Here is a 24,715-nt window from a genome sequence, read left to right as displayed (position 1 = left end):
GGTAAAGGTGACGACATGAAATGGACCCTTCCCAATATCCTGACCGTTGCCCGGTTGCTGGCAGCCCCGCTGGTGCCTGTGCTGTTTTTGTATTTCGCCCGCCCCTGGGCGGATTGGTATGCGATGATCCTGTTCATCGTCGCCTCGATCACCGACTACCTGGATGGCTACCTGGCCCGCGCCTGGAAACTGGAAAGCCTGTTTGGCGCCGCGATGGACCCGATTGCCGACAAGGCGATGGTGCTGATCGCGCTTTTGGTCATCAATGGCTATGCCGGGATGACTCCGTGGATCCTGTTGCCCTCGGCGCTGATCATCTACCGCGAAGTGTTCGTGTCCGGCTTGCGTGAGACGCTGGGCGACAAGGCGCGCGCGCTGAAGGTCACCAACCTGGCCAAATGGAAAACAACCGTTCAGATGGTGGCAATTGCGATCCTGTTTTCTACTGGCATTTTTGAGCATTCCCTGCTGGACCGTATCCAAGGCATGGATGACCAGATGGTTGCGGCAATCATGAATGGCGACGTGGCGGATGAGATCGGCCTGCGCTTCTATGCCACCGGGATGACCTGGTCGGCCTGGATCGGCATCGGCCTTCTGTGGATCGCCGGCATTCTGACCCTGATCACGGGCTGGGATTATTTCAGTAAGGCAATGCCATTCCTGCGTGAGGACCCCGAGGATGCTTGACGTCATGTATTTCGCCTGGGTGCGCGAACGTATCGGAGAACCGCGCGAGCAGGTCGAGACCAACGCCGCCACTGTTGCCGAGCTGATCGAGGAACTGCGCCGGCGGGAAGAGCGCTATGCGCTCGCGTTTTCCGACCTGTCGGCCCTGCGCGTGGCGCTGGATCAGGAGCTGTCGGACTTCGACGCACCGCTGGACGGGGTGCGCGAAGTCGCGTTCTTCCCGCCGATGACGGGGGGCTGATGGCCGTCCGGGTGCAAGCCGAGGGATTTGATCCCGGCGCCGAGCTGTCCGGTTTTGCCTGCGGGCGCACCGATGTGGGGGCCGTGGTCAGCTTCACCGGCGTGGTGCGTGACACCGACGGCGGGCTGGACCGGATGGAGATCGAGCACTATCCGGGCATGACGGAACGTGCGATTGCGGCGATGGTCGAAACCGCAACCGCGCGCTGGGATCTGGCCGACTGCCTGGTCATTCACCGCCATGGTGCGATGATGCCCGGAGAACAGATCATGATGGTCGCGACCGCCGCGCCGCATAGGGTCGCGGCTTTCGAAGCGGCCGAATTCCTGATGGATTACCTGAAGTCCCGCGCCCCGTTCTGGAAAAAGGAATTCGGCACAGATGGGTCCGGCTGGGTCGAGAGCAAGGACGAAGACGAGGACGCGCTTAGCCGCTGGGAATAGAGTAGGTCAGAGCCCCTGCCCGGCGCAGCTCCCACCCACCCTCCCCGCCGCGCCGGGCAGGGGATACATCGAACAGGAGAGGTCGCCGCGCAGCGGCGCCACGCCCAACGGGAAGAAGCGCCGTTAGGCGCTGATGACGGGCGGGAGCATTTCCGGTCGGGGCAGGCGGGTTCAGCCCGCGTTCGTCCGTTCGATATAGGCGCGCAGTTCTTCCGCCTCGGTGCGCGCATCGCGCAACCCGTCCATCGCCGCTCGCAATTCGGCTTCGGTCTGGTGCAGCTGGTTCGACATTTCGGCCTCGCGCTGCTGCAGATAAGTGATCGCCTGGTCGCGGGTCTCTTCCGCTTCGTGCAGCGATTGCGCCATCTTGTCGATCTCGCCCATCTCGCCGCCCGAGACCTTGGTGAAGCGGTGGATCATCCAATGGGCGAACCAACCCAGCGTGAAGGCCACGAACAGAATGATCGCGGTGACGATGATGAACTCGGTTCTATTCATTGGTTTGCTCCGTGGCTGTGTCGTCAGCCTCTTCAGCGCCCTCGGCGGGGGCTTGGTCATCAGGGGTTTCTTCGGCGCTGTCTTCGGCCCCGATCAGGCGGAAATTGATCCGGCGGTTCGCTTCGCGACCTTCTTCGGTGCCGTTGTCGGCAATCGGGTCTTCTTCGCCATAGCCATGCGCCGTCAGGTTCGAGGTTAGAACCCGCCGCGCGAGCAGCGCATTCAGCACAGCCTGCGCGCGCGATTGCGACAGAGCCCTGTTCATCTCTTCGCGGCCCTGGCTGTCGGTATAGCCGGCGATTTCCATCGGCACATCCACGCAGCCTTTCATCAGTTCAACAATCTTGTCGATCGTCGCACGCGCTTCGGCGTCGATATTGGCCGATCCCGGCGCAAAGGTGATCTTGGCCTCGCTCAGCACAGTGTTGATGCTGGCCACGCATTCCTCGGGCGCGGGCAGCGCCTGTTCGGGGTCCAGTGCTTCCTGATAGGTGACGTTCACGCGGAAATCCTGCGCCTCGCCCAGCTTTTCAGACAGGATGCGCGAGATTTGGGCACTGGCCTCCGGGTCGCCAGTGTTGCCGCGCACATCGACCACATCGGGCTGCACCACGACCGCGCCATTGTCGAGGAAGCTCAGCGCCTCAAGTCCGGCCAGAACCCGTGTCGACCAGCCACGCGGCAGGTCTTCGTCCAGCCGGGTTGCGGCATAGACGGCTTCGAACCCGAACCGGGCGCGCGCTAAACTCTCGGTGGCCGAGCGTTGCACTTCGTCGGTCAGGCGCCCGCGCAACTGCACCAGGCCCTCGGGGCTGCGGGTGGCCACGAATTCCGGCGGCCCGTCGCCTTCGCCGCTGCCGTCGATCTTCACCGGTTCGGGCAACACCGCGTGCAGCGAGAACAGGTCGGGCAGGTCGGCCTCCAGTTCCGCAGCCACCTTGTCGAAAGTGGCCTGCGGCGTTGTGTCTGGCGCGACCAGCGTGACGTCGGCGTCGGAAAAGGTCAGTGAACCGCCCTCAAGCCTGGCCAGCGCGTCGATGCCGGTCACAACCGCCTCGGCCCAGGTGGGCGACGGCACGCCCAGGCCCAGGGTGCATTCGGCATCTCCCGTCAGCCCGGCGCGCATGGCGGCATCCAGGATGCGCGCGCGCCCGACTTCGTCATGGGCTGAACAGGCGTCGAACCGGGCCGCGTCCTCTTCGATCAGGAACCGCAGAGTGAAGGGGGTGATGACGGGGCGCGGCGCCGAAATGTCGACCGAAAGCATCAATCCGCCCGGGGCGCGAGCGGCAAGCTCACTTTCCCACGTGCGCTTTTGGGTCGCGCTGTCGGAAATGGCGGTGATCGCCACACGCTGCGCATCCATCGAGATTTTCGATCGCGGCAGTTTCTCAAGCGCGTCGATCGCATAGGCTAGTGTCTGATCCCACGCAGCAGGCATCGGGTAGTCGGCGGTTTCAAGCAGGTCAGCCACGTTGGTGCCGCCCGCGATCTCCTTGATCCGGGCGCGCAGGGCGTCGCGGTCGCTGTCTGCCGGGATCAACCCGATCAGCGATATGCCCGCATCATTTCGCAGGATCTCGATCGAGAATCGCGGCGGTGTGATCGCGGCGGCGGCGGTCACCTCCATCTGGTCGATCACCCGAGTGGCATCCACTTCGCTGCCAGCAATGGCCAAAGCGCGGAACCGTGTGGCCTCGTTCGGGGCGGTGCCCGACAGCACGACCTGAAGCCCGGTGGTTTTCACCCGCGTCCATTCGTGCCCTTGCAAAACCAGCGCATCACTGACCGCGTCTTGTGAGTTGCGTTCGATGATTCCAACCGACAGCCAGGCAGCCAGAAGCGCGGCAAGGGCGGCCAGAAGAAACAGGCTGGGGACAAGGATGATACGGGACAGGCGCATGTAATCAGACAGGTCTTTCTTGTTTCGCCCTACCTAGGCCGTCTTGGCCCGGCGTGCAATCACAGGAGCACGGCTGCGGCAAGAAACAGCACAGGGATCAAGCCGGCATCGCGGTTGGCACGAAACAGGCGCAGGCAGTTCTGGGCGTCGTCGATGTCGAGCATTCGCATTTGCCAGGCCAGATGCCAGCCCAGAAACCAGGCGCTGCCCAATGCCACGACCAGCACCAGCATGTTGTTCAGCGGTGCCAACGCCAGGATGATTGCCAGCGCCATCAACACCACGGTGACAATCAGGAAGGCGCGCAACCACAGGCGCGGGCTGTCGCCGAACAGCCGCGCGGTGGATTTCACCCCGATCAGCGCGTCGTCTTCGGTGTCCTGATAGGCATAGATCGTGTCGTAAAACAGCGTCCAGGCCATCCCGGCCAGGTAAAGCGCCACCGCGGGCGCCTCCAACGCGCCGGCGTGGGCGGTCCAGGCCAAAAGCGCGCCCCAGTTGAACGCGATGCCCAGAAAGACCTGCGGCCACCAGGTAAAGCGTTTCGCAAACGGGTAAACCAGCACCGGCACCAGCGCGGCTATGCCCAGAAGGATCGCGGGCAGGTTGAAGCTCAGAAGGATCGCGAAGGCGATCAGCGCCTGAAGGCCCATCCAGGCGGCAGCTTGTTTCACGCTGACCTGCCCCGACGGGATCGGGCGTGATCGCGTGCGTTCGACCTGTGCGTCGAAGTCGCGGTCGGTGATGTCGTTCCAGGTGCAACCCGCCCCGCGCATCAGCCAGGCGCCCGCCGCACAGCCGACCAGGATCCAGACATCGAACAGGCCGAACCTTCCCGTGCTGGCCGCCGCCAACAACAGCCCCCACCAGCAGGGCAGCAAAAGCAGCCAGGTGCCGATCGGCCGATCCGCGCGGCTCAGCCGCAGATACGGCCGGGTCCATCCCGGTGCCAGGTGGTCCACCCAATTGCCCTTCACCGCGTCGGAAACCTGACCCTTTGGCTCTGGCATATCGGGCTGATGGGTCATAGGTTTCCCTCATGAAACAGGTGAAAGTCAGGCTCTATGTAGAGCACCCGCTGGGGCCGGGGCAATCGGTTCCTCTGATCCAGGCCCAAGCGCATTACCTGTTCGGTGTGATGCGGCTTGCGGTTGGCGACCCGGTGGCATTGTTCAATGGCCGGGACGGAGAATTTCGGGCCGAGGTGGCCGAAGCGGGCAAGCGCAAGGGCGCACTGACCTGCATCGAACAGACCCGGCCGCTGCAAATGCCACCCGATCTGTGGCTGTGTTTCGCCCCGATCAAGAAGGCGCGCACGGATTTCATCGTGGAAAAGGCCGCCGAAATGGGGGCTGCACGCATCCAGCCGATGCAGACCGAGTTTACCAATTCCGAACGTATCCGCCGCGACCGCTTGCAAGCCCACGCGGTGGAAGCCGCCGAGCAATGCGGCGGCACCTTTGTGCCCGAAGTGGCCGAATTGCAAAAGCTGGACCGACTGCTGGCGGACTGGCCCAAAGACCGACAGATCATGTTCTGTGACGAAGCACTTGTGGGCATGGCGCAAACCCTGGGCGCGGCGGGCGGTGACAAATGGGCGATCCTGATTGGCCCCGAAGGCGGTTTTTCCCCCCGGGAACGCGATCGGCTTCACGCGATGGAAAACGCCCATCCTGTCAGCCTTGGCCCCCGCATTCTGCGCGCCGACACGGCGGCGGTCGCGGCAATGGCCCTGTGGCAGCAGGCGTTGGGAGACTGGACGTGATCCGCCCGGCAACTGCGGGGGACGAAACGACGATCGAGGCGTTCCTGGCTCGCCACGCGGACACCAGCATGTTCCTGCGGTCGAACCTGCGTGCCTTCGGCCTACACAATCGCGACGACCCGCGCGGCACCGCGTTCTGGGTCGCGGGGAAGGGCGGGATTGATGCCGTCTTTGCCCTGTCAAATGCGGGCTTTGTAATGAGTCAGGCCCCGAATGCCGGGGACGAGACCTGGCGCGCCTTTGCCACCGCCATTGCCGGGCGCCAAGTGTCGGGCATCACCGCAGAGGTGTCTCAGGTGCGCGCGGCCAAGCTCGCGCTTGGCGTGACCGACGCCTCCTTTGCGCTCGATGAACCAGAACCCCTTTATCGTCTGTCGCTGGAGACCTTGGTCGCACCGGATGGTCCGGGGAGGATTCGCCCGCCCGAGGAGGCGGATCGGGATTTAATCTTCAAATGGACCCGCGCTTACTCCGCCGAACTGCACATGTCGCCGCCCGAGCGGTTGGACGAAGAGGCCAAAGGGCGCACCGACCGGGCGATTGCCACGGGCGATGTGCGCCTTCTTGAAGTGCAGGGCACTCCCGTCGCGATGACAGCCATCAATGCACGCCTGCCCGATATGGTGCAGATTGGCGGCGTTTTTACCCCGCCGGACTTGCGCGGCCGCGGCCATGCCCGACAGGTGGTCGCGGCCCATTTGGTCGAAGCGCGTGCCGAGGGCGTCAAAACCGCCATTCTGTTCGCCAGCGGCCCCGCCGCCTGTCGCGCCTATGAGGCGATCGGCTTTGAGCGGATCGGGTGCTATAGCCTTGCCATCCTGAAAAACCCCGTCACCCTGGAGGCCGCATGAATTTCATCCGCCCGGAAGCCCGTGAAAACCTGATGCGCTGGCGCGAGGCGCTGGCAGGCGCTGCAGTGGCCCTCTTAGGCCTGTGGTGGGCGCTGGGGTCATTGGGTCTGTTGAAATGGATGGGCATCGCGCTGGCCTTGATGGGCGCGGCGCTGTTGTGGTCCGGCATTCAACGCGCGCGCTTTCGTGGCGGGCACGGGGGGCTGGGCGTGGTTTCAGTGGATGAACGTCAGATCACCTACCTGGCCCCGGTCGGTGGTGGTTTTGCGTCAATCGACGCGCTGGTGCGGGTCGAGATCGGGCCGGACATGGCCGGGCACCCGGTTTGGCGCTTTCGTTCGGTCGGCGAGGTTCTGTCGATCCCGGCCAGCGCCGAAGGCACCGATGCGCTGTTCGACGCGCTGGCCGCCTTGCCCGGCGTCGACATGCAGGCCGCCATTCGCGCCAGTACCGGCACGCCGGACGCGGTGGTGGTCATCTGGCAAAAGACGCAGCCGCGCCTGCTGCACTAGTCGCGACACACGCCGTTCTGGTAACTCCCGACGCTGCGGATCACGTCGCCCGGGGCGGCTTCGATGCGCCGGCCAGACAATTCCGACCCCAGCACCCGCACCATCAAGCTGTTCAGCTTGGTGACCTGGTAGCAGCTGATCGTCGGTTCCGCATGGCCATAGCCCACGCCGCTGTCGTCAGTCAGAAACAGATACCGCCCACCGCTTTGCGCCGAGGCCTGACGCATCAAGTATTCGCTTTCGCGCGCCACGCCCGAGGCACCAAGCCCGAAGATCTGCACACCTTTTTGCGTGGCGGCGCGTGCGGCTGTCAAATAGGCGCGCGCGTCGCGGTCATGCGGCGGGGCGTCAGCAATGTGGAACATCAGCCGCTCGCCCTTGCCACGCCGCCAGGGCAGGTTGGCCCCGGCCATCAGCGCCTCGGCGGCGGCTTCCGGGTAGTCCCCGCCGCCCGCCGCCTGTTGCGTCCGCAGCCAGCTGCGCATCTGGCTCTGGCTTTTCGTGAACCCGAAATTGCGCACGACATAGGCGTCACCATCGTCGCGATAGACGATCAGGCCATAGCGGATATCCACCCCCGGCGCCCGCCGCCTGGCGCGGCTGACGATCGAGGACAGCTCTTTGGTGAGCCAGGCCAGTTCGTCAGCCATTGACCCTGTCGTATCGACGACAAAGGCGAGGTCCAGGAAATCGGGCGACCAGCCACCCGCGAAAGGAAGGGCGACGTTGCGCCGGTTCCCCGACGCGATCCGCTGCGTCACGACCTGGCCTTGCGCATCGGGAAACACCTTCAGATCCGCGCGCGACAGCCCGCCCGCGCCATGCAGCGCGGGGAACACGGTCACCATGCCGTCCACGCCGGAATAGCCGTCATAGAACGGCTGCGCCGCGCCCGGACGGCTGAGCGTCACACGCAGCCCCGGTGCGGGCTGGCCATCTGGCCCGGTCAGCCGCGCCAGCATCGGGCGGGTGAAATTGGCCGAGGGTAGCCGGGTTTCAGCCCGACCCTTCGACACGAAGCGCGAGAAAGCGCCCAGGTTCAGCGTGTCGTCGATGTCGCCTGCGGTCAGCACCCGTGCGCGTGCACGCCCTGTCGAAAGACCGCGCCGGCCGGGGTCGATGATGATCGACGGTTCAACCATCATGTCCATACGCGGGGCTGGCAGGCTGGTTTTTCCGGTCTCGGCGGCCATCGCCGGGGCGGCCTCGGCAACCACGGCGGTTTCTGATGGCCCGTGGGTGCCTGTGTCACAGGCGATCAACGCGGCTAGAGACAAGGCGGCAAGGGACAGGCGGGCGAAACGAAACATGGGGCCTCCGCAAATTGATTTCGCGCTTACGCTAGCGTCCGCCTGACCCGGTCGCAAATACGTGAGCGGGTCTTCGCCGGATTGACACCGCCCGCCGAAAAGCCCACCAGTTGAGGTCTGAAACGTCGAGCAGGAGCGCGCAGATGTCCATTCCCCAATCCGGTGGCGGCCCGATCACCCATCACGACCAGCTGGCCCAGTATCTGGCCGACGGCTGCAAGCCGCCTGAGACGTGGAAGATCGGTACCGAGCACGAGAAATTCGGCTATTGCGAAGACACGCTGAAGCCGTTGCCCTACGACGGACCGCGCTCGATCAAGGCGATGCTGGAAGGCTTGCGCGATGGCTATGGCTGGAGCCCGATCGAAGAGGGCGGCAACATCATCGGGTTGGAACGCGACGGCGCCAACATCAGCCTGGAACCCGGCGGGCAGTTCGAATTGTCCGGCGCGCCGTTGGACAGCATTCACCAGACCTGCGACGAGGTGCACGAACACCTGCGTGAGGTGCATGAGATCGCGGACAAGATCGGCGCGCGCTTCATCGGTCTGGGCGCGGCGCCGGAATGGAGCCATGAGCAGATGCCGGTCATGCCCAAGGGGCGCTACAAGCTGATGACCGATTACATGGACCACGTCGGAACCCACGGCAAACAGATGATGTATCGCACCTGCACCGTGCAGGTGAACCTGGATTTCGCGTCCGAGGCGGACATGGTGCAGAAATTCCGCGTGGGCCTGGCGCTGCAGCCCGTGGCCACCGCGCTGTTCGCCAATTCACCGTTCTTTGATGGCAAGCTGAATGGCCACAAATCCTGGCGTTCGCGCATCTGGCGTGATCTGGATGCGGCCCGGACCGGCACGCTGCCTTTCGTATTCGAAGACGGCATGGGGTTTGAACGCTATGTGCAATACGCGCTGGATGTGCCGATGTACTTCGTCTACCGCGACGGAAAATACATCAACGCGCTGGGCATGTCGTTTCGCGATTTCCTCAAGGGGGAACTGCCCGCGTTGCCCGGCGAAATGCCGACCCTGTCGGATTGGGCCGATCACCTGACCACGATCTTCCCCGAGGCGCGGATCAAGCAATACATGGAGATGCGCGGCGCCGATGGTGGCCCGTGGCGTCGGCTGTGCGCGCTGCCGGCCCTGTGGGTCGGGTTGATGTATGACCAATCGTCACTGGACGCGGCCACCGACCTGATCAAGGATTGGGACGACGAAACCCGCGAAGGTCTGCGCGTCGCGGCGTCGGTCGACGGGCTGCAGGGCGAGGCCAACGGCGTGAAGCTACAGGACCTCTCGGCGCAAGTTGTCGAGATTGCCAAGGCCGGACTGAAGGCCCGCGCCAAGCCCGGGATCGGCGGCATGGTGCCTGATGAACGCCATTTCCTGAACGCGCTTCAGGATTCAGTCGAGGAGGGCATCGTTCCTGCCGATGAGTTGCTTGAGCGATACCACGGCGTCTGGAACGGCGATATCTCGAAGGTATACGAGGAGTTCAGCTACTGACCTGTTCGGGTTAGTCGCCAGACACGTGCGGGATGCGCGACGGGGTGTATTCCACGTCGCCGCCGCCGCCGCCACCACCATACCCGCCCCCCAACGGATCGGGGCCAAAGCTGTTGTCGCCCTCGTCGCCCTGGGTCGCGTACCAGATGATCAGGATGATCCAGCCGATGATCGGCAGCAGCCACAACCACCACCACCAGCCGCTGCGCCCGGTGTCATGCAGGCGCCGCACGGCTGCGGACACAGCGGGCAGGAAGGTGCCCAGTCCAAAGACCATCGACAGGATGCCAGTATCCGCCGCCCGCGCGCCGAAGATCATTGCATCGGCCAGCGTGGTCAGGATGTTGCCCAGAAAGACAAACAGGACAAACCACCAGTATTCCGAACGCGACGCGCGGCCCGAGAAGACCACGTATTTGTCGAAACAGGTTTTGACGGCGGTTTGGAAATCCATCGCGCAGGGTCCATTGGAAGGGAAAGGCCGGGCGTTTAGCACCCGGCCCGGTCATATGTTGAGATCAGTCGTTCGATACGCTGGGGATCGTGCTGGGTGCGTAGTCGTCGCCTCCACCCATGCCGCCGCCAGAGCCACCAAGCGGATCGGCGCCAAAGCGGTTTGCGCCGTTGGTGCCTTGCCCAGCCCACCAGACGATCAGAATGATGATCCCGACCAGCGGGATCAGACACAGCAGATACCACCAGCCCGAGCGGTCGGTATCATGCAGACGCCGCACCGCGACAGCCAGTGCCGGCAGGAAAATCCCCAGGCTGAACAGCCCTGACAGGATCGGCGTGTCGGTCTGGGCTTCGAACCCGCCTTCAACGGTGGTGACAGTGCCGAACAGCGTGCTGTCGACGATTGACAGGATAATCTGACCCGCGAAGGCGAACAGCATGAACCACCAGAACTCGGACCGCTGCGCGCGTCCCGAGAAGGTGACGTATTTCGAAAAACAGGTTTTGATGGATGTCATGAAGTCCATGGAGCTCTCCCCTTTATGACTTTTTGCCGATACGGGGTTCATCCCCTGCGATCAGTCGTGAAATGTTGGACCTGTGGCGATAGAAAATCAACAGGGCAAGGGCGGCCGACAGCGCCAGCACATGTGGCAGGCCCAGCATATAGGCCCAAAGTGGCGACAAGGCAGCGGCCAGAAGGGCTGCCAGCGACGAGATGCGCATGAGCACGGCAGCGGCCAGCCAGATGCCACAGGCGGCCAGGCCCAGCGGCCAGGCCAGCGCCAGCAGCGTGCCGATCCAGGTCGCCACGCCTTTGCCGCCCTTGAAACCCAGGAACACCGGGTAACAATGGCCCAGGAAGGCCGCGAAACCGGCCATCTGCGCCGCGTCTTCGCCCACCAACATGCGCGCGACGATCACTGCGATGCCGCCTTTGCCCGCGTCCAGAATCAGGGTCAGGAAGGCAGCCAGCTTGTTGCCGGTGCGCAGCACGTTGGTGGCGCCGATATTGCCCGACCCGATGGTGCGCAGATCGCCCAGTCCAAACAGCCGTGCCATCACGATGCCGAAGGGGATGGAGCCCAGAAGGTACCCGGCAAGCGCCACGAGGACGAGCGTCAGGGGGGCAGAGGTCAGATCAGGCATTCTCGCCTCCGAACACGGATGTTCCCGCAACCCAGGTGCCGATCACACGGCCTTGCATCCGGGCGCCGTCGAACGGCGTGTTCTTGGATTTTGAGCGCAGTGCGAACCGGTCCAGCACGAAGGGCGCGTCGGGGTCGAACAAGACCAGATCCGCCGGGGCGCCTTCGGCCAGGCGGCCGCCGGGTAGGCCCAGGCGCTTGGCCGGGTTCAGTGACAGGGCGCGCCACAGAGTCGGCAGGTCGATCGCGCCGGCATGTACCAGACGCAAGGCGGCGGGCAGCAGGGTTTCCAACGCGACGGCACCGCTGGCCGCTTCTTCGAACGGCAGGCGTTTGCTTTCCTCGTCCTGCGGCGTGTGCATCGAACTGATGATGTCGATCAGGCCGGTTGCCACGGCCTCGACCAGCGCCATCCGGTCGTCTTCTGAGCGCAACGGCGGCTTGACCTTGAAGAAGGTGCGATAATCGCCCACGTCCAACTCGTTCAACGTCAGGTGGTGGATGTTCACCCCCGCGGTGACGTCCACGCCGGCCGCCTTGGCGCGCTCCAAAACGGGCAGGGCAGTGGCGGCCGACAGGCTGTCGGCGTGATAGCGCGCGCCGGTCATCTCGACCAGCGCCAGGTCACGCTCCAGCCCCATGCGTTCTGCCATCGGCGACACGGCAGGCAGGCCGCGCAGGGATGCGAACTTGCCCGAGGTTACGGCGGCGCCTTTGGACAGGGTTGGTTCCTGCGGGTGCGCGATGACCAGCGCGCCCAATGATCGGGCATAGGTCAGGGCGCGCGAAAACACCTTGGGGTTCGCGGTCACGTGGTCGCAATCGGTGAAGGCCACGGCGCCCGCATCCAGCAGAAACCCGATCTCGACCATCTCGCGGCCCTCTCGGCCCTTGGTGAGGGCGGCCATCGAATGCACGTTCACCGGCGCGGTCTGGCCCGCGCGGCGGATCACGAATTCCAGCGTTTCAGGCGTGTCCACGGCGGGGGTCGTGTCGGGGCGGATCACCATCGTGGTGACCCCGCCTGCCGCCGCCGCCGCCCCTGCGCTGCGAAAGCTTTCCTTGTGGCGTTCGCCCGGTTCGCCGATCTTCACGCCGATATCGACGATTCCAGGCGCCAGGCATTTACCGCCACAATCGAGGACCTCGCCAACCTCGGCCCCGTTCAGCGCAGTGATCACCCCACCGTCGATGGTCACTGAGCCGATCGCGTCGCTGCCGGTTTCGGGGTTGATCAGGCGGGCGTTGGTGAAGGTCTTGGTCATGGTCTTCGTCCTGCTGGGCTTGGGCACAATTAACGCGGCTGGGCAGCGTTTGCCACACTTGTCTTTCGTCCTACACCCCGCGTGCGCGGTCGATGATGGACTGGGTGTCCTTGGTGTCGGCCTGATATTTCAACAGGTATTTGTCCCCCGAGCGGGTCACGACCTGGGCTGCGGAAAAGATCGTGCGCACCTCTGCGATGTTTTCCAGCAAGATCGTGCGCTCCCCCGGTCCGATCAGGCGCCGGTCGGTCAGATGCCAGGTGAACCCCAGCTGTTCGCGCGCCACGTAGAACCCGCGCACCGCAATCGCCAGGACCGCGCCGACGATGCCGGTCCAGGCATGTGGATTGCCCATGTACATCAGCGTGCCGGACATCAGGAGCGAACCAAGGGCTGCCAGCAGCACATGTTCCTTCACATAGGTCGTCATGTTGCCGGGAAACGAGGTGATCAGCGTCTCGCCCGGATCAAGGTCGGGGGTGTCGGTCATGTCAGCGTCCTTGCGGTTATCCATCGGTCAAACCCCCGCTGCCGTGCGGATCAGGTCAGATACGGCTTTGGCGTCGGGCAGGTCAGTCATCCAGATTGCATAATGCCCGCTGCCCTTGGCAGGGTGCACGATCACGGTGTCGGGGTGGGTTTCGATGCGTTCCAGCGCGGTGAACGGGATCAAAAGCGCGCCCGAGCCGACCGCCTCCATCCCCTCCAGCCGCGCCGCCGGGCCTTGCGGTGGGGACCAGACGCCAACCCGGTGCGAGGTCAACAGGTAGATGTCGCGTTCGCGATTGCGCCGCGCGATGCCCTGGGCGACCAACATCACCGGAACCACCAGGATCGGCAGCAGGCGCGGCATCGCACCCCAGCCCAGCGCGATCATCACGATCAGGACGATGCCGCTGAGCCCGGCCGCGATCAACACGCGACGGGTCTGGCGGCGGATCAGGCTTGGCAGGTCAACGCGCCCTTGCCACAGAACCTCCTCATCCGGGTCCAGAATCGAGGCGGGAAGTTCGCTCATGCGTTACACCAGAACGCTCTCGGGCTCGGCCCCGGCGCGCAGGTTGCGGGTCAGAAGGTCCATCGCGGCCATGCGCACTGCAACACCCATTTCCACCTGTTCCTGGATCACCGAGCGGTTGATATCGTCGGCAATCGTGCCGTCGATCTCGACTCCGCGGTTCATCGGTCCCGGGTGCATCACGATGGCGTCGTCCTTGGCATGGGCGAGCTTGGCGGCGTCCAGACCGAAACGGTGGTAGTATTCACGCTCGGACGGGATGAAGCCGCCGTCCATGCGTTCACGCTGAAGCCGCAGCATCATCACGACATCGGCGTCCTTCAGCCCTTCCTCCATGTCGTCATAGACCTCGACCCCGAACTGGTCGATCTGGCTGGGCATCAAGGTGGGTGGGCCGACCAGGCGCACCCGGTTCTCCATCTTGCCCAGCAGGATCAGGTTCGATCGGGCCACGCGGCTGTGGGCGATATCGCCGCAAATCGCGATGGTCAGCCGGTGCAGCCGGCCCTTTTCGCGCCGAATGGTCAGTGCATCCAACAGCGCCTGGGTCGGGTGTTCGTGCCGCCCGTCGCCTGCGTTCAGAACCGCGCAATTCACCTTCTCGGCCAACAGGTTCACCGCGCCGGAATGCGGGTGACGCACGACCAGAAGGTCGGGGTGCATCGCGTTCAGCGTCAGCGCGGTATCAATCAGGGTTTCACCCTTTTTGATCGAGCTGGCCTGCATCGCCATGTTCATCACATCCGCGCCCAGCCGCTTGCCGGCGATCTCGAAACTGGCCTGCGTGCGGGTGGAGTTTTCAAAGAACATGTTGATCTGGGTCAGACCCTTCAGCACATCCGAGCGCTTGGTCGCGGATCGGTTCAGATCGGCATAGCTGTCAGCCAGGTCCAGCACCGTCTTGATCTCTTCCGGGTGCAACGGTTCGATGCCCAGAAGATGGCGTTGGCGGAATGTCATGCGGGGGCCTCCGTCCGATGGTCAGGTGGGTTGTAGAGCGCGGGGGCGGGCGGGGCAACACCTGCGATGGCGCGCGATTGCGCCGGGGGGGCGTGACAGGTAGCTTGGCGGCATGGAATCGGCACTGGAATGGCATACCGCGCGCGCCCTGCTGGAATGGCAGGTCGAAATGGGCGCAACCGAGGCGATCGGCGACGCGCCGGTGGACCGCTATGCGATGGACCCGGCGCCGGCCAAACCGAAACCCGCCCCAGCGGTGGCAGCGGCCACGCCTGCGCAAGCGCCTGTGCGCTCTGTGCGCCCGGCTGCCCCGTCCATCGACCACGTGGCCTTGGCAAAACAGATGGCCAGCGGGGCGCAAGACCTGGACGGGCTGCGCGCGGCCCTGAACGCCTTTGAGGGCTGTGAGCTGAAGAAAGGCGCGCGCAACACGGTGTTTGCCGACGGCAACCCGGCCGCGCGCGTGATGATCATCGGCGAAGCACCCGGGCGGGATGAGGACATCGAGGGCAAGCCCTTCGTCGGACGCGCCGGGCAGCTTCTGGACAAGATGTGCGACGCAATCGGCATGGGTCGCGCGGCGCCTTTGTCGAAAGACGCGGTCTATATCACTAATGTGCTGCCTTGGCGCCCGCCGCAGAACCGCGACCCGAAGCCCGAGGAGGTGGCAATGCTTCTGCCCTTCCTCACCCGGCACGTGGAGCTGGTCGCGCCCGACGTGCTGGTCTTGATGGGCAATCACGCCTGCCAGGCGGTGCTGGGCAAACGCGGCATCACCCGCCTGCGCGGGCAATGGGGCGAAGCGCTGGGCCGTCCGGCGCTGCCGATGTTCCATCCGGCCTATCTGCTGCGCAATCCGGCGGCGAAACGTGAAGCCTGGGCCGACCTGTTGTCGCTTCAGGCGAAATTGAGGGAATTGGCATGAGCCGCATCGACGAGAGCAAGGAATTCATCCCGGTCCGCATTGCGGTCCTGACCGTCAGCGACACGCGCGGGCTGGATCAGGACAAATCCGGCGACACGCTGGTTGGGCGGATCGAGGGCGCGGGCCACATCCTGGCCGATCGCAAGATCATCCGCGACGAACGCGATGAGATCGCCGACCAGCTGCGGGCCTGGAGCCTGGACCCCGAGATCGACGTGATCATCTCGACCGGCGGCACCGGTCTGACCGGGCGCGATGTCAGCGTCGAGGCGCATCGTGACGTCTATGAAAAGGAAATCGAGGCTTTCGCCACGGTGTTCACGATGGTCTCGATGGACAAGATCGGCACCTCGGCGGTGCAAAGCCGCGCGACCGGCGGGGTTACCAACGGCACCTATCTGTTCGCACTGCCCGGCAGCACCGGTGCCTGCAAGGACGCCTGGGACGAAATCCTGCGCTGGCAGCTGGATTACCGCCACATGCCCTGCAATTTCGTCGAGATTTTTCCGCGCCTGGAAGAACACAAGCGACGGAAATGACGCCCTGCGACGTAAGCGCCTTGTGATCCAAGTGACCTTGCGGGCCGTAGTCAGAGCAGGCAGGGTTCTTCGGAACGGAATTTGAGAGGCCAACATGCGTTTTTTGGGTCGCAGCCTGACCGGCATTTTTCTGCTGGCAGCTACCATCGGCATCCTCGCCCTGGCAGGGCAGACGATCTACTCCGCGCTGCAAGAACGCTGGGCGCAGGAAAGCACCCCGCGCACCGCGCGCGAACGGGTGTTTTCGGTCAATGTTGTCACAATCGAGGCCGAAACGATCACGCCGGTTCTGCAGGCGTTTGGCGAGCTTCGCTCACGCCGTACGTTGGAGCTGCGCGCCTCGGCCGGGGGCACCGTCGTCGAACTTGCCGACGGGTTCGAGGAAGGTGGCACGGTCGAGGCCGGGCAGCTTCTGTTGCGCATCGACCCCACGGATTTCGAAGCTGCACTGACCATCGCGCGCACCGATCTGTCCGAGGCCGAGGCTGACCTGCTGGATGCACGCGCGGCGTTGGAGCTGGCCAAGGACGATCTGGCCAATGCCGGGCGGCAGGCCGATCTGCGTGCCGCTGCGCTGACCCGGCAACAGGACCTTGTCACGCGCCGGGTGGGCACCGAAGCCGCAGTTGAAAACGCGGCCCTTGCGGCGGCGGCGGCGGAACAGGCGGTGCTGTCGCGCCGTCAATCCGTGGCCAGCGCCGGGCTGAAAGTGACCAATGCCGAAGCAACGTTGTCACGCCGCAAGGTGAACCTGGCCGATGCCGAACGCAAACTGGCTGATACCGAAATCCGCGCGACCTTTGCAGGCACGCTGAGTGATGTGAACGTGGTGCAGGGGCGGCTGGTTTCAGCCAACGAAAAACTGGCGCAGATCGTGGACCCCGATACGCTTGAGGTCAGCTTTCGCGTCTCAACCGCGCAATACGCGCGACTGCTGGACGAGGCGGGCGGATTGGTGAAGGCCGAGGTCGACGTGATGCTGGACGTGGCTGGCGTGGACCTTGTCGCCAAGGGGCGCATCAACCGCGAAAGTGCTGCGGTGGGCGAAGGACAGACCGGGCGGCTTTTGTTCGCGCGGCTGGATCAGGCAACGGGTTTCCGTCCCGGCGATTTTGTCACCGTGTCGATCCGGGAAACGCCGCTGGAGCGCGTCAGCCGCCTTCCCGCCAGCGCAATTGATGCGGCGGGCACGGTGCTTGTGCTGGGGGAAAACGACCGTCTGGAAAGCGCCGAGGTCGAGCTTTTGCGCCGTCAGGGCGACGACATCCTGGTGCGCGCGCGCGGCCTTCAGGGACGCGACGTCGTGGCCGAACGCAGCCCGGTTCTGGGCGCGGGCATCCGGGTGAAGGCGATCCGCGCTGATGGGGCCGCTGCGCCCACCGCGCCGGAAACCGTGGCATTGAGCGATGAACGTCGCGCGGCACTTCGCGCTTTTGTCGAGGGAAACACGATGATGCCGGATGAGGCCAAAGCGCGCATCCTCAAGGCGCTGGAGCAGGACGAAGTTCCCGCCAGCATGGTCGAGCGGCTGGAAGGCCGCATGGGGGGCTGATCCAGATGAAAGCGCCCCGGATTCACCCGCACGGCATTCTGTCCTATTTTACCCGTCACGCGACGGTAGCGAACCTGCTGCTGGCGCTCATGATCGCGGCGGGTCTGCTGGCGTTTCCGCGCATGCGGGCGCAGTTTTTCCCTGATGTGGTGATCGATAATGTCACCGTTTCGGTCGCCTGGCAGGGCGCGGGCGCCGAGGACGTGGATGCGGCCATCGTGCAGGTGATGGAGCCAACACTCCTGGCGGTCGAGGGGGTCGAAAGCAGCGCGGCGCGCTCGTCCGAAGGCAGCGCCTCGATCACGCTGGAGTTCGAGTCGGGTTGGGACATGGGGCGCGCGGCGGATGACGTGCAGGTGGCGGTCGACGCGGTGTCGGACCTGCCGGACGACGCTGAAGACCCGCGCGTGCGTCGAGGCGCCTGGCGCGATCCAGTCACTGACGTGGTGATCACCGGCCCGGTCGGGGTGGACCAGCTGGGCCGCTTCGCCGACGAAATGGTGGCCCGCCTGTTCACCCAAGGCGTTACCCGCACCACGATCCGTGGCGTGGTGGCGCCTGAAACCATCGTCGAAGTGCCGTCCCTGTCGCTGATCCGAAACGACGTAACAATGGAGCAGATCGCTGGCGCCATCGCCGAGGAGGCCGCCGCCGACCCGGCGGGCGACGTTTCCTCGGGGGCCGCACGGGTGCGCACCGGTGTGGCGAAACGGTCCGCCGACCAGATCGAGGGCATCGTTCTGCGTTCGAACCCGGATGGGTCAAAACTGACCATCGGCGATGTGGCCCAGGTGCGTGTCGAAGGCGTGGACCGCGCCCGCGCCTATTTCGTCGGCGACAACCCGGCGGTGGCGATCAACGTGGCGCGCTCGGCCCAGGGTGATGCGATCGACATGCAGGCCCAGGTCGAAGAGGTCGCCGCCGAGATGCTTTTGACCCTACCCACCGGGGTCGAGATCGAGCTGATCCGCACCCGCGCCGAGCTGATCACCGCCCGTCTGAACATGCTGTTGGAAAACGGGCTTCAGGGTCTGGGCCTGGTGCTGTTGCTGTTGTTTCTTTTCCTGAATGCCCGCACGGCATTGTGGGTCGCGGCGGGCATTCCGGTCGCGATGATGTCCGCGCTGGCGCTGATGTATGCCGCCGGGCTGACCATCAACATGATTTCCCTGTTCGCGCTGATCATCACGCTGGGCATCGTGGTGGATGACGCCATAGTCGTTGGCGAACACGCCGATTTTCGCGCCCGGCGTCTGGGCGAAGACCCGGTGACCGCCTCGGAAAATGCCGCCCGGCGCATGTTTCCCCCGGTTTTTTCCGCCACCATCACCACCGTCATCGCCTTTTTCGGCCTTGTTGCGGTGGGTGGACGGTTCGGAGACCTGATTGCCGACATTCCCTTCACGGTGATCGTGGTGCTTCTGGCGTCGCTGGTCGAATGCTTTCTTATCCTGCCGCACCACATGTCCCATGCCCTGACCCACACGGCCAAGGAACACTGGTACGATTGGCCCTCTCGCATGGTGAACCGGGGCTTTCGCTGGGTGCGCGACCACCTGTTTCGCGGGCTCATGCGGTTGGTGGTCTGGGCGCGCTACCCAGTGCTGGCGGGCGCGGTTCTGATCCTCGCGCTCCAAGTCAGCCATTTCATTCGCGGCGACATCCAGTTCCGGTTCTTCAACGCGCCCGAACAGGGCACGCTGACCGGCAATTTCGCGATGGTCCCGGGTGCCACGCGTGACGACACGACCGCGATGATGAAGATCCTGCAACAGGCGGTTGAGGATATCGGCGCGAAATATGAGGCCGAGCATGGCGCCAACCCGGTTGTCTATGCCATCGCCGAGGTTGGCGGATCGGCGGGCCGGGGTCTGTCCGGCGTCGAGGCGAAAGAACCCGAGCTGCTTGGGTCGATTTCGGTTGAACTGTTGGACGCCGACCTTCGCCCCTATTCGTCTTTCACCTTCGTGTCGGACCTGCAGGACGCGGTGCCGCGCCATCCGTTGCTTGAGGTCATCAGCTTTCGTGGCGGGCGCTTTGGCCCCGGCGGTGACGCGCTGGATGTCGAGCTGTTCGGCGCCTCGGCGGACACGCTGAAACAGGCCGCTGAGGCGGTGAAAGTCGCGGTATCGCAATACCCTGAGGTCTCGGCGGTCGAGGACAGCCTGGCCTATGACAAGGAAGAGCTGGTGCTGGAGCTGACCCCGCAGGGGCAGGCGCTGGGCTTTACCATCGACGGGCTGGGCCGCGTGCTGCGCAACCGCCTGAACGGGATCGAGGCCGCGACCTATCCGGACGGCATGCGGTCGGCGGCGATCCGGGTCGAGCTGCCCAATGGAGAGCTGACCGCTGATTTCCTGGAGCGGGTGCAGATGCGGACCGGGGCGGGTGAATACGTGGCGCTGGCCGATATTGTCACCGTCACCTCGCGCACCGGGTTTTCCACCGTGCGCCGTGAAAACGGTATTCGCCTGGTCAGCGTGACCGGCGACATCGACGAAAGCGATCCGGCGCGCGCGGAGGAGATCCAGCGCACGCTCGAAACCGAGATTTTGCCCGAGGTCAGCCAGAACCACGGCGTCGAGTTCCGCATCTCTGGCCTCTCTGAGCAGCAGGACGAATTCATGGCAGGTGCGCGCATGGGTCTGATCCTGACGCTGATTGGCATCTACCTGACGCTTAGCTGGATCTTCTCATCCTGGACCCGACCCGTGGTTGTGATGGCGGTGATCCCCTTCGGGTTGGTCGGCGCAATCTACGGCCACATGCAATGGGGCGTGCCGCTGTCGCTGTTTTCGGTCGTGGGGCTGATCGGGATGACCGGAATCATCATCAACGACAGCATCGTTCTGGTGACGACGATCGACGAATATGCGCGTGAACGCGGGTTGCTCCCGGCCATCATCGACGGCACCGCAGACCGGCTGCGTCCGGTTCTTCTGACCACGCTGACCACGGTTCTGGGGCTGGCACCACTGCTGTACGAAGGCTCAAGCCAGGCGCAGTTTCTCAAGCCCACCGTGATCACGCTGGTCTATGGCCTTGGCTTCGGGCTGGTGCTGGTTCTGCTGGTCGTGCCGTCCCTTGTGGCGGTGCAGATGGATGTTGGACGGCGCATCACAGCGCTGCGCCGGATGCTGCGCAGCGACCACCGTCTGGGCTGGGCGCGCGGGGTTGTGGCGGCCGTTGCGCTGGGGGCAGGAGGGCTGTTTGCGGCGACGATGGGTGTGGCGCTGACGAACGGAACTGGCCTGATGCAGGCCTTCGCGACCTTCCTGGGCGGGGTGCTTGCCCTGTCGCTTGTAGCGTTCCTTGCGGTTGGTATTGTCGCGCGGCTGCGGCGCAAACCGGCCTGATCAGATGGCGAAGCCCGCGTAGGGCAGGAAGCGCACCGGGTCGCCTTCGCGTAACTCTTGCGCGTCGTCGCCCAGTTCAACCAACCCCTCGGCCCAGCTGAGCCCCGAGATCAGGCCCGAGCCCTCTGAGCGGAACCGCTCAACCCGGCCATCTGCCGTCATGCGCGCGCGCAGGTATTCGCGGCGGCCGGGCTTTTTCGACTTCGAAAATGCCGCGGGCAAGGTGAAAGATTGCGGCTCCAACCAGGCGCCGCCGGCCAGTACCGATAGGGACGGGCGGGCAAAAATCAGCGTGGTGACAAGGGCGGCAACCGGGTTTCCGGGCAGGCCGAACACCGGGACACCCTGCCATAGCGCCAGTGCCAGAGGGCGCCCCGGTTTGATCGCGATTCGCCAGGTCGTCAGATCGCCTTCGCCGGATAACAGCGCCGAGACGTGGTCCTCTTCCCCCGCCGAGGCACCGCCCGAGGTCAGAAGCACATCCACACGCGCAGCGGCATCGTTCAACCCGCCCCGGATCGCGTCACGATCGTCGGGCAGGTGCCCCAGATCCACAGCCTCATATCCCCAGCCCGCCGCCAGTGCCAACAGCATCGGGCGGTTCGCGTCGAACGTATGGGCGGGGTTATCTGAGGGGCCCGGCGGCACGATTTCATCCCCGGTGGACAGAACACCAACCCGCAACCGGCGATGCACGGTGACCCGCGCAATACCCACGGCGGACAGGAGCGCCAGGTCGGGCGCACGCAGAAGATGCCCGGCAGACAGGGCGGTGGTCCCGGCCTCCACGTCTTCCCCCGCACGCCTTGTGTTGGCGCCGGCTTTGGCGCCCGCAGCAAAAGCAATCTGGCCGTCGCTGAGCGTCACGTCCTCTTGCAGCACCACGGTATCAACCCCGTCAGGCACCAGCGCCCCGGTCAGGATACGCACCGCGTGGCCCGGTGGCACGGTGCTGGCAAACGGTGCCCCGGCGGCGGATCGCCCGGCGACCAGCGGCAGAACAGGGTCACCATCCGACAGCGTATGGTGCGCAAATCCATATCCATCCACGGCAGAATTCGCGCCGGGCGGGTTTGAGCGCAGCGCAATCGCGTCGCGCGCCAGGATGCGCCCGGCTGAATCAATCACCGGGATGTCTTCGTGCGCGACGACGGGCGACAGTCGGTCGCGCAGCATCGCCCGCGCCTCATCCACCGGCGTCCAATCCACGCCGGGAGGCAGGGCAAAACAATCGTTCTTGAGCCTGCCTGTTGGGGCACCTTCAGGGGCAGAGCGCAGCAGGCCCAGATCTTCCAGGATGAACTCAGCGATCGCCGCGGTATCGTCCAGATCGAACACAGGCTGGGTCAGGTCCTCAAGCGGGTGGTCGCTGGCCACTGCCGTCACCGTGGTATCACCCGCCGCGATCAAATCGCTGCCGGTTGCGCCCCGATGCGCTTCGATCTTGGGGTGGCTTTCGGTCTTGAAGCCTTCGACCAGCACGATGTCGCAAGGGCCAAGCCGGGCCACCAGCGCATCAAGGGTCGGTTTGTCTTCGCCCCGCAGCTCATGCATCTGCGCCACCCGCGCGGAGGAGGCCAGAACAACCTCACGCGCACCGGCCTGGCGGTGGCGAAAACTGTCGGTGCCTTCGTGATCAACATCGGCGCCGTGGTGGCTGTTCTTGATCGTCGACACGACCAGCCCGCGGGCGGTGAAATGTTCGACCAGCCGCACGACAAGCCCGGTCTTGCCCGAGTTCTTCCAGCCGATAACGCCATAGGTCTTCATGATGCGGCCCCCTTCAAAAGTGCCGTGGCCTGGGCCAGGTCCTGCGGTGTGTTGACGTTGAAAAATGGGTCAAACGGAGCGTCAGGCCAAACCGCCAGCGCCGCGCCGTGCTGGTCGGTAAAGGCCACGACTTTGCGGGTGCCCTGCGCAAGCGCGTCGCGCAGGGCGTCGCGCAGGTCCACCGGCCACAACCCGAAGGTTGGCTGGCGCATCGGGCCGCGCACGGCGTCCTCGGTGGCGGCCAGGGCGATCGGCGTGCCGCCTTCCTCGGCGGCCAGAAGAAGGCGCGGGACCAGATCGCAGGGAAAGAACGGCGTGTCCCCGGCGGCGGTCACGATATGATCCGCGCCCTGATCAGCGGCCCAGTCCAGCCCGGTCAGGATACCGGCAAGCGGACCTGCGAAACCCGCGATACTGTCAGCGATGACCGGCAGGCCGGATCCGAACCGGTCCGGGTTTCCGTTCGCGTTCAGGGCAACCGCAGCCACCTGTGGCTCCAACCGGTCGCGCACGGCGGACAGCAAGGTGCCATCGCCAAGCGGCAAAAGGGTCTTGTCGCCGCCGCCCATACGGGTGGCCTGACCGCCAGCCAGAATGACGCCCAGCGGCTGTCTCATGACTGACCCGTTTTGTGCCAGGCCCGCACGTCCGCCAGGAACGCGGGCACGTCTGCGACGTCGGATTTGGGCAGGACGAACACCATGGCGGTGGACAGGAACACGATGCAGTCGGTGCTGGCCCAGGTGGCCGAAAGGTCGACGCCGGACCCTTGTGTGCGCACGCCCTCGGACGACACGGAGAAGCGGGCGGGGGCGGACAGCCAGCTGCCCTCCATCGTGCCGCGCGCCATTGCCGCGAGGGTGAGCTTTTGGCTCAGGATGCCAAACGCCACGCCCAGCCCCGTGCCGATCAGGATCAGCGGGAAGGGCAGGGGTTGGGTGTCGGTCAGCAGGAAATGCCCGACCCAGACCACGGCAAGCGCGCCCGCGATGGTCAGGGTCGCGCTGAGAAGGGTGAGCAGGGGAAACAGCCCCGCTCCGCCGCGCTTGGCGATGAACCGGCTAGATCCGTTCAGCCCGACCTCTATCTGCTTGCGGGTCAATCGCGTGTCGAACGCATAGCTCATCCGCCTTCCCCCTTGCGCGCGTGCTTGCGCCCTTCGACCGGTGCATGGGCCGGGTCGATGTCGCGGATCAGGCGGTCTTCGCCCGACAGGCAGACAAAACGCTGGCCTTTCATGCGGCCGATCAGGGTCAGCCCAACCTCTCGGGCGATCTCGACCCCCCAGGCAGTAAAACCCGACCGTGAGGCCAGCGTAGGAATGCCCATCTGCGCGGTCTTGATCACCATCTCAGAGGTCATGCGACCAGTCGTATAGAGGATCTTGTCCGCCGGGTTCGCGCGCTCGGACAGCATCCAGCCCGCGATCTTGTCCACCGCGTTGTGGCGCCCCACGTCCTCCATATAGACCAACGGGCGATCCTGCTGGCACAGCACCGTGCCGTGGATCGCGCCGGCTTCAAGGTACAGCGACGGCGTGGTGTTGATCTTGTGCGCCAGGGCATAGAGCCACGAGGCACGCACCGGGGTCGGGGGCAGGGTCAGCCCCTCCAGCCCTTCCATCATGTCGCCAAACACGGTGCCGACCGCACAGCCCGAGGTGCGCGTCTTCCGCTCCAGCTTCGCCTCATAGGTGGTCTGCGACGCGGTGCGCACGACAACGGTGCCGGTGTCATCGTCGTGATCCACACCGGTCACGTCGTCCATGCCCGACAACATGCCCTGGTTTTTCAGAAACCCAAGCGCCAGGTATTCGGGGTAATCCCCGATCGTCATCGCCGTCACGATCTCCTGTTTGTTGAGGTAGATCGTCAAAGGGCGCTCCTCGACCACGCTGATGTCGACCGGGCGGCCATGTTCATCATGGCCCGCCACGCGACGGGTCAGGCCACTGGCGCCGGGGTCCGGGGCGATAAGGTAGTCGGTGGTCAATTGCATC

Annotated in this window: 26 protein-coding genes; 11 read left to right on the top strand and 15 right to left on the bottom strand. The window is 64.8% G+C overall.

The window, feature by feature from the left end:
- Positions 1–15: 15 nt before the first annotated feature.
- The 3 genes from pgsA to MN188_RS09395 are packed head-to-tail and all read left to right on the top strand — an operon-like array spanning position 16 to position 1,374.
- Positions 16–690: a CDP-diacylglycerol--glycerol-3-phosphate 3-phosphatidyltransferase gene (pgsA, locus tag MN188_RS09405; protein WP_242108440.1), complete on the top strand. Its 675-nt coding sequence runs from the start codon at positions 16–18 to the stop codon at positions 688–690.
- Entirely contained in the window at positions 683–931 is a 249-nt protein-coding gene (gene moaD, locus MN188_RS09400) for a molybdopterin converting factor subunit 1 (RefSeq protein WP_242108439.1), read from the top strand. The genes pgsA and moaD overlap by 8 nt, the downstream gene beginning before the upstream one ends.
- Positions 931–1,374, top strand: coding sequence for a molybdenum cofactor biosynthesis protein MoaE (locus tag MN188_RS09395; protein ID WP_242108436.1), 444 nt, complete (start codon positions 931–933; stop codon positions 1,372–1,374). The genes moaD and MN188_RS09395 overlap by 1 nt, the downstream gene beginning before the upstream one ends.
- Before the next feature lie 171 nt (positions 1,375–1,545).
- Here the strand turns inward: MN188_RS09395 and MN188_RS09390 are convergent, their stop codons facing one another.
- Genes MN188_RS09390 through ubiA form a run of 3 tightly spaced genes read right to left on the bottom strand, consistent with a single transcriptional unit; the run spans position 1,546 to position 4,803 of the window.
- On the bottom strand, positions 1,546–1,872 hold the full coding sequence (locus MN188_RS09390) for a hypothetical protein (RefSeq protein WP_242108434.1): 327 nt from the start codon (positions 1,870–1,872) through the stop codon (positions 1,546–1,548).
- Positions 1,865–3,775 (bottom strand): OmpA family protein, encoded by a 1,911-nt coding sequence (locus MN188_RS09385; RefSeq protein WP_242108432.1) that lies wholly within the window; start codon positions 3,773–3,775, stop codon positions 1,865–1,867. Before MN188_RS09385 ends, MN188_RS09390 begins: the two co-directional genes overlap by 8 nt.
- A gap of 59 nt (positions 3,776–3,834) precedes the next feature.
- Complete coding sequence (gene ubiA / locus MN188_RS09380) at positions 3,835–4,803, bottom strand: 4-hydroxybenzoate octaprenyltransferase (protein ID WP_242108430.1); 969 nt, start codon at positions 4,801–4,803, stop codon at positions 3,835–3,837.
- Between the two features lie 11 nt (positions 4,804–4,814).
- Here ubiA and MN188_RS09375 point away from each other — a divergent pair, with 11 nt between their 5' ends.
- The 3 genes from MN188_RS09375 to MN188_RS09365 are packed head-to-tail and all read left to right on the top strand — an operon-like array spanning position 4,815 to position 6,903.
- On the top strand, positions 4,815–5,540 hold the full coding sequence (locus MN188_RS09375; protein ID WP_242108428.1) for a 16S rRNA (uracil(1498)-N(3))-methyltransferase: 726 nt from the start codon (positions 4,815–4,817) through the stop codon (positions 5,538–5,540).
- Entirely contained in the window at positions 5,537–6,391 is an 855-nt protein-coding gene (locus tag MN188_RS17710) for a GNAT family N-acetyltransferase (RefSeq protein WP_242108419.1), read from the top strand. The genes MN188_RS09375 and MN188_RS17710 overlap by 4 nt, the downstream gene beginning before the upstream one ends.
- Positions 6,388–6,903 carry a hypothetical protein gene (locus MN188_RS09365; protein WP_242108418.1) on the top strand — a complete coding sequence of 172 codons (516 nt, stop codon included), beginning with the start codon at positions 6,388–6,390 and terminating at the stop codon, positions 6,901–6,903. Before MN188_RS17710 ends, MN188_RS09365 begins: the two co-directional genes overlap by 4 nt.
- Here the strand turns inward: MN188_RS09365 and MN188_RS09360 are convergent.
- Complete coding sequence (locus tag MN188_RS09360) at positions 6,900–8,213, bottom strand: vWA domain-containing protein (RefSeq protein ID WP_242108416.1); 1,314 nt, start codon at positions 8,211–8,213, stop codon at positions 6,900–6,902. The genes MN188_RS09365 and MN188_RS09360 overlap by 4 nt on opposite strands.
- 143 nt (positions 8,214–8,356) lie before the next feature.
- On the opposite strand from MN188_RS09360, the gene MN188_RS09355 reads away from it, so the two are divergent.
- Positions 8,357–9,727, top strand: a complete 1,371-nt coding sequence (locus tag MN188_RS09355; protein ID WP_242108414.1) for a glutamate--cysteine ligase — start codon at positions 8,357–8,359, stop codon at positions 9,725–9,727.
- A gap of 10 nt (positions 9,728–9,737) precedes the next feature.
- Here the strand turns inward: MN188_RS09355 and MN188_RS09350 are convergent, their stop codons facing one another.
- From MN188_RS09350 to MN188_RS09320, 7 genes are all read right to left on the bottom strand, one after another.
- On the bottom strand, positions 9,738–10,181 hold the full coding sequence (locus MN188_RS09350; protein ID WP_242108412.1) for a DUF805 domain-containing protein: 444 nt from the start codon (positions 10,179–10,181) through the stop codon (positions 9,738–9,740).
- A gap of 64 nt (positions 10,182–10,245) precedes the next feature.
- The gene (locus MN188_RS09345) at positions 10,246–10,710 is read right to left on the bottom strand and encodes a DUF805 domain-containing protein (protein WP_242108410.1); all 465 of its coding nucleotides are present in this window, start codon (positions 10,708–10,710) and stop codon (positions 10,246–10,248) included.
- 13 nt (positions 10,711–10,723) lie between these two features.
- Positions 10,724–11,332 carry a glycerol-3-phosphate 1-O-acyltransferase PlsY gene (gene plsY, locus MN188_RS09340; protein WP_242108408.1) on the bottom strand — a complete coding sequence of 203 codons (609 nt, stop codon included), beginning with the start codon at positions 11,330–11,332 and terminating at the stop codon, positions 10,724–10,726.
- A complete protein-coding gene (pyrC, locus tag MN188_RS09335) occupies positions 11,325–12,596 on the bottom strand; it encodes a dihydroorotase (RefSeq protein WP_242108407.1) in 1,272 nt (423 codons plus the stop codon). The genes plsY and pyrC overlap by 8 nt, the downstream gene beginning before the upstream one ends.
- 70 nt (positions 12,597–12,666) lie before the next feature.
- The gene (locus MN188_RS09330; protein WP_242108405.1) at positions 12,667–13,086 is read right to left on the bottom strand and encodes a hypothetical protein; all 420 of its coding nucleotides are present in this window, start codon (positions 13,084–13,086) and stop codon (positions 12,667–12,669) included.
- A 27-nt stretch (positions 13,087–13,113) separates the two neighbouring features.
- Positions 13,114–13,614, bottom strand: a complete 501-nt coding sequence (locus MN188_RS09325) for a hypothetical protein (protein WP_242108404.1) — start codon at positions 13,612–13,614, stop codon at positions 13,114–13,116.
- A gap of 3 nt (positions 13,615–13,617) precedes the next feature.
- Entirely contained in the window at positions 13,618–14,574 is a 957-nt protein-coding gene (locus MN188_RS09320) for an aspartate carbamoyltransferase catalytic subunit (protein WP_242108403.1), read from the bottom strand.
- A 112-nt stretch (positions 14,575–14,686) separates the two neighbouring features.
- Here MN188_RS09320 and MN188_RS09315 point away from each other — a divergent pair, with 112 nt between their 5' ends.
- From MN188_RS09315 to MN188_RS09300, 4 genes are all read left to right on the top strand, one after another.
- The gene (locus MN188_RS09315; protein WP_242108402.1) at positions 14,687–15,499 is read left to right on the top strand and encodes a uracil-DNA glycosylase; all 813 of its coding nucleotides are present in this window, start codon (positions 14,687–14,689) and stop codon (positions 15,497–15,499) included.
- Positions 15,496–16,038: a molybdenum cofactor biosynthesis protein B gene (gene moaB, locus MN188_RS09310; protein ID WP_242108401.1), complete on the top strand. Its 543-nt coding sequence runs from the start codon at positions 15,496–15,498 to the stop codon at positions 16,036–16,038. Before MN188_RS09315 ends, moaB begins: the two co-directional genes overlap by 4 nt.
- Before the next feature lie 94 nt (positions 16,039–16,132).
- Positions 16,133–17,590: an efflux RND transporter periplasmic adaptor subunit gene (locus MN188_RS09305; protein ID WP_242108389.1), complete on the top strand. Its 1,458-nt coding sequence runs from the start codon at positions 16,133–16,135 to the stop codon at positions 17,588–17,590.
- Between the two features lie 5 nt (positions 17,591–17,595).
- A complete protein-coding gene (locus MN188_RS09300; protein WP_242108371.1) occupies positions 17,596–20,946 on the top strand; it encodes an efflux RND transporter permease subunit in 3,351 nt (1,116 codons plus the stop codon).
- Here MN188_RS09300 and MN188_RS09295 read toward each other — a convergent pair whose 3' ends face one another.
- Genes MN188_RS09295 through MN188_RS09280 form a run of 4 tightly spaced genes read right to left on the bottom strand, consistent with a single transcriptional unit; the run spans position 20,947 to position 24,714 of the window.
- Positions 20,947–22,716 (bottom strand): bifunctional molybdopterin-guanine dinucleotide biosynthesis adaptor protein MobB/molybdopterin molybdotransferase MoeA, encoded by a 1,770-nt coding sequence (locus tag MN188_RS09295; RefSeq protein WP_242108364.1) that lies wholly within the window; start codon positions 22,714–22,716, stop codon positions 20,947–20,949.
- Entirely contained in the window at positions 22,713–23,333 is a 621-nt protein-coding gene (gene mobA, locus MN188_RS09290) for a molybdenum cofactor guanylyltransferase MobA (RefSeq protein ID WP_242108362.1), read from the bottom strand. Before mobA ends, MN188_RS09295 begins: the two co-directional genes overlap by 4 nt.
- Positions 23,330–23,842: a hypothetical protein gene (locus tag MN188_RS09285; protein ID WP_242108360.1), complete on the bottom strand. Its 513-nt coding sequence runs from the start codon at positions 23,840–23,842 to the stop codon at positions 23,330–23,332. Before MN188_RS09285 ends, mobA begins: the two co-directional genes overlap by 4 nt.
- Positions 23,839–24,714, bottom strand: coding sequence for a formate dehydrogenase accessory sulfurtransferase FdhD (locus MN188_RS09280; protein ID WP_242108358.1), 876 nt, complete (start codon positions 24,712–24,714; stop codon positions 23,839–23,841). The genes MN188_RS09285 and MN188_RS09280 overlap by 4 nt, the downstream gene beginning before the upstream one ends.
- Position 24,715: the final 1 nt, after the last annotated feature.

Source organism: Aliiroseovarius subalbicans (genome assembly GCF_022678625.1).
Lineage (GTDB): Bacteria > Pseudomonadota > Alphaproteobacteria > Rhodobacterales > Rhodobacteraceae > Aliiroseovarius_A > Aliiroseovarius_A subalbicans.
The sequence above is the reverse complement of the archived record's forward strand: the minus strand, read 5'-3'. Positions and strand labels throughout refer to the sequence as shown.

Bases quoted from the DNA above. Each gene is read 5' to 3' on its own strand.
- pgsA (WP_242108440.1), top strand. From the start codon at position 16: ATGAAATGGACCCTTCCCAATATCCTGACCGTTGCCCGGTTGCTGGCA.
- moaD (WP_242108439.1), top strand. From the start codon at position 683: ATGCTTGACGTCATGTATTTCGCCTGGGTGCGCGAACGTATCGGAGAA.
- MN188_RS09395 (WP_242108436.1), top strand. From the start codon at position 931: ATGGCCGTCCGGGTGCAAGCCGAGGGATTTGATCCCGGCGCCGAGCTG.
- MN188_RS09390 (WP_242108434.1), bottom strand. From the start codon at position 1,872: ATGAATAGAACCGAGTTCATCATCGTCACCGCGATCATTCTGTTCGTG.
- MN188_RS09385 (WP_242108432.1), bottom strand. From the start codon at position 3,775: ATGCGCCTGTCCCGTATCATCCTTGTCCCCAGCCTGTTTCTTCTGGCC.
- ubiA (WP_242108430.1), bottom strand. From the start codon at position 4,803: ATGACCCATCAGCCCGATATGCCAGAGCCAAAGGGTCAGGTTTCCGAC.
- MN188_RS09375 (WP_242108428.1), top strand. From the start codon at position 4,815: ATGAAACAGGTGAAAGTCAGGCTCTATGTAGAGCACCCGCTGGGGCCG.
- MN188_RS09365 (WP_242108418.1), top strand. From the start codon at position 6,388: ATGAATTTCATCCGCCCGGAAGCCCGTGAAAACCTGATGCGCTGGCGC.
- MN188_RS09360 (WP_242108416.1), bottom strand. From the start codon at position 8,213: ATGTTTCGTTTCGCCCGCCTGTCCCTTGCCGCCTTGTCTCTAGCCGCG.
- MN188_RS09355 (WP_242108414.1), top strand. From the start codon at position 8,357: ATGTCCATTCCCCAATCCGGTGGCGGCCCGATCACCCATCACGACCAG.
- MN188_RS09350 (WP_242108412.1), bottom strand. From the start codon at position 10,181: ATGGATTTCCAAACCGCCGTCAAAACCTGTTTCGACAAATACGTGGTC.
- MN188_RS09345 (WP_242108410.1), bottom strand. From the start codon at position 10,710: ATGGACTTCATGACATCCATCAAAACCTGTTTTTCGAAATACGTCACC.
- plsY (WP_242108408.1), bottom strand. From the start codon at position 11,332: ATGCCTGATCTGACCTCTGCCCCCCTGACGCTCGTCCTCGTGGCGCTT.
- pyrC (WP_242108407.1), bottom strand. From the start codon at position 12,596: ATGACCAAGACCTTCACCAACGCCCGCCTGATCAACCCCGAAACCGGC.
- MN188_RS09330 (WP_242108405.1), bottom strand. From the start codon at position 13,086: ATGACCGACACCCCCGACCTTGATCCGGGCGAGACGCTGATCACCTCG.
- MN188_RS09325 (WP_242108404.1), bottom strand. From the start codon at position 13,614: ATGAGCGAACTTCCCGCCTCGATTCTGGACCCGGATGAGGAGGTTCTG.
- MN188_RS09320 (WP_242108403.1), bottom strand. From the start codon at position 14,574: ATGACATTCCGCCAACGCCATCTTCTGGGCATCGAACCGTTGCACCCG.
- MN188_RS09315 (WP_242108402.1), top strand. From the start codon at position 14,687: ATGGAATCGGCACTGGAATGGCATACCGCGCGCGCCCTGCTGGAATGG.
- moaB (WP_242108401.1), top strand. From the start codon at position 15,496: ATGAGCCGCATCGACGAGAGCAAGGAATTCATCCCGGTCCGCATTGCG.
- MN188_RS09305 (WP_242108389.1), top strand. From the start codon at position 16,133: ATGCGTTTTTTGGGTCGCAGCCTGACCGGCATTTTTCTGCTGGCAGCT.
- MN188_RS09300 (WP_242108371.1), top strand. From the start codon at position 17,596: ATGAAAGCGCCCCGGATTCACCCGCACGGCATTCTGTCCTATTTTACC.
- MN188_RS09295 (WP_242108364.1), bottom strand. From the start codon at position 22,716: ATGAAGACCTATGGCGTTATCGGCTGGAAGAACTCGGGCAAGACCGGG.
- mobA (WP_242108362.1), bottom strand. From the start codon at position 23,333: ATGAGACAGCCGCTGGGCGTCATTCTGGCTGGCGGTCAGGCCACCCGT.
- MN188_RS09285 (WP_242108360.1), bottom strand. From the start codon at position 23,842: ATGAGCTATGCGTTCGACACGCGATTGACCCGCAAGCAGATAGAGGTC.
- MN188_RS09280 (WP_242108358.1), bottom strand. From the start codon at position 24,714: ATGCAATTGACCACCGACTACCTTATCGCCCCGGACCCCGGCGCCAGT.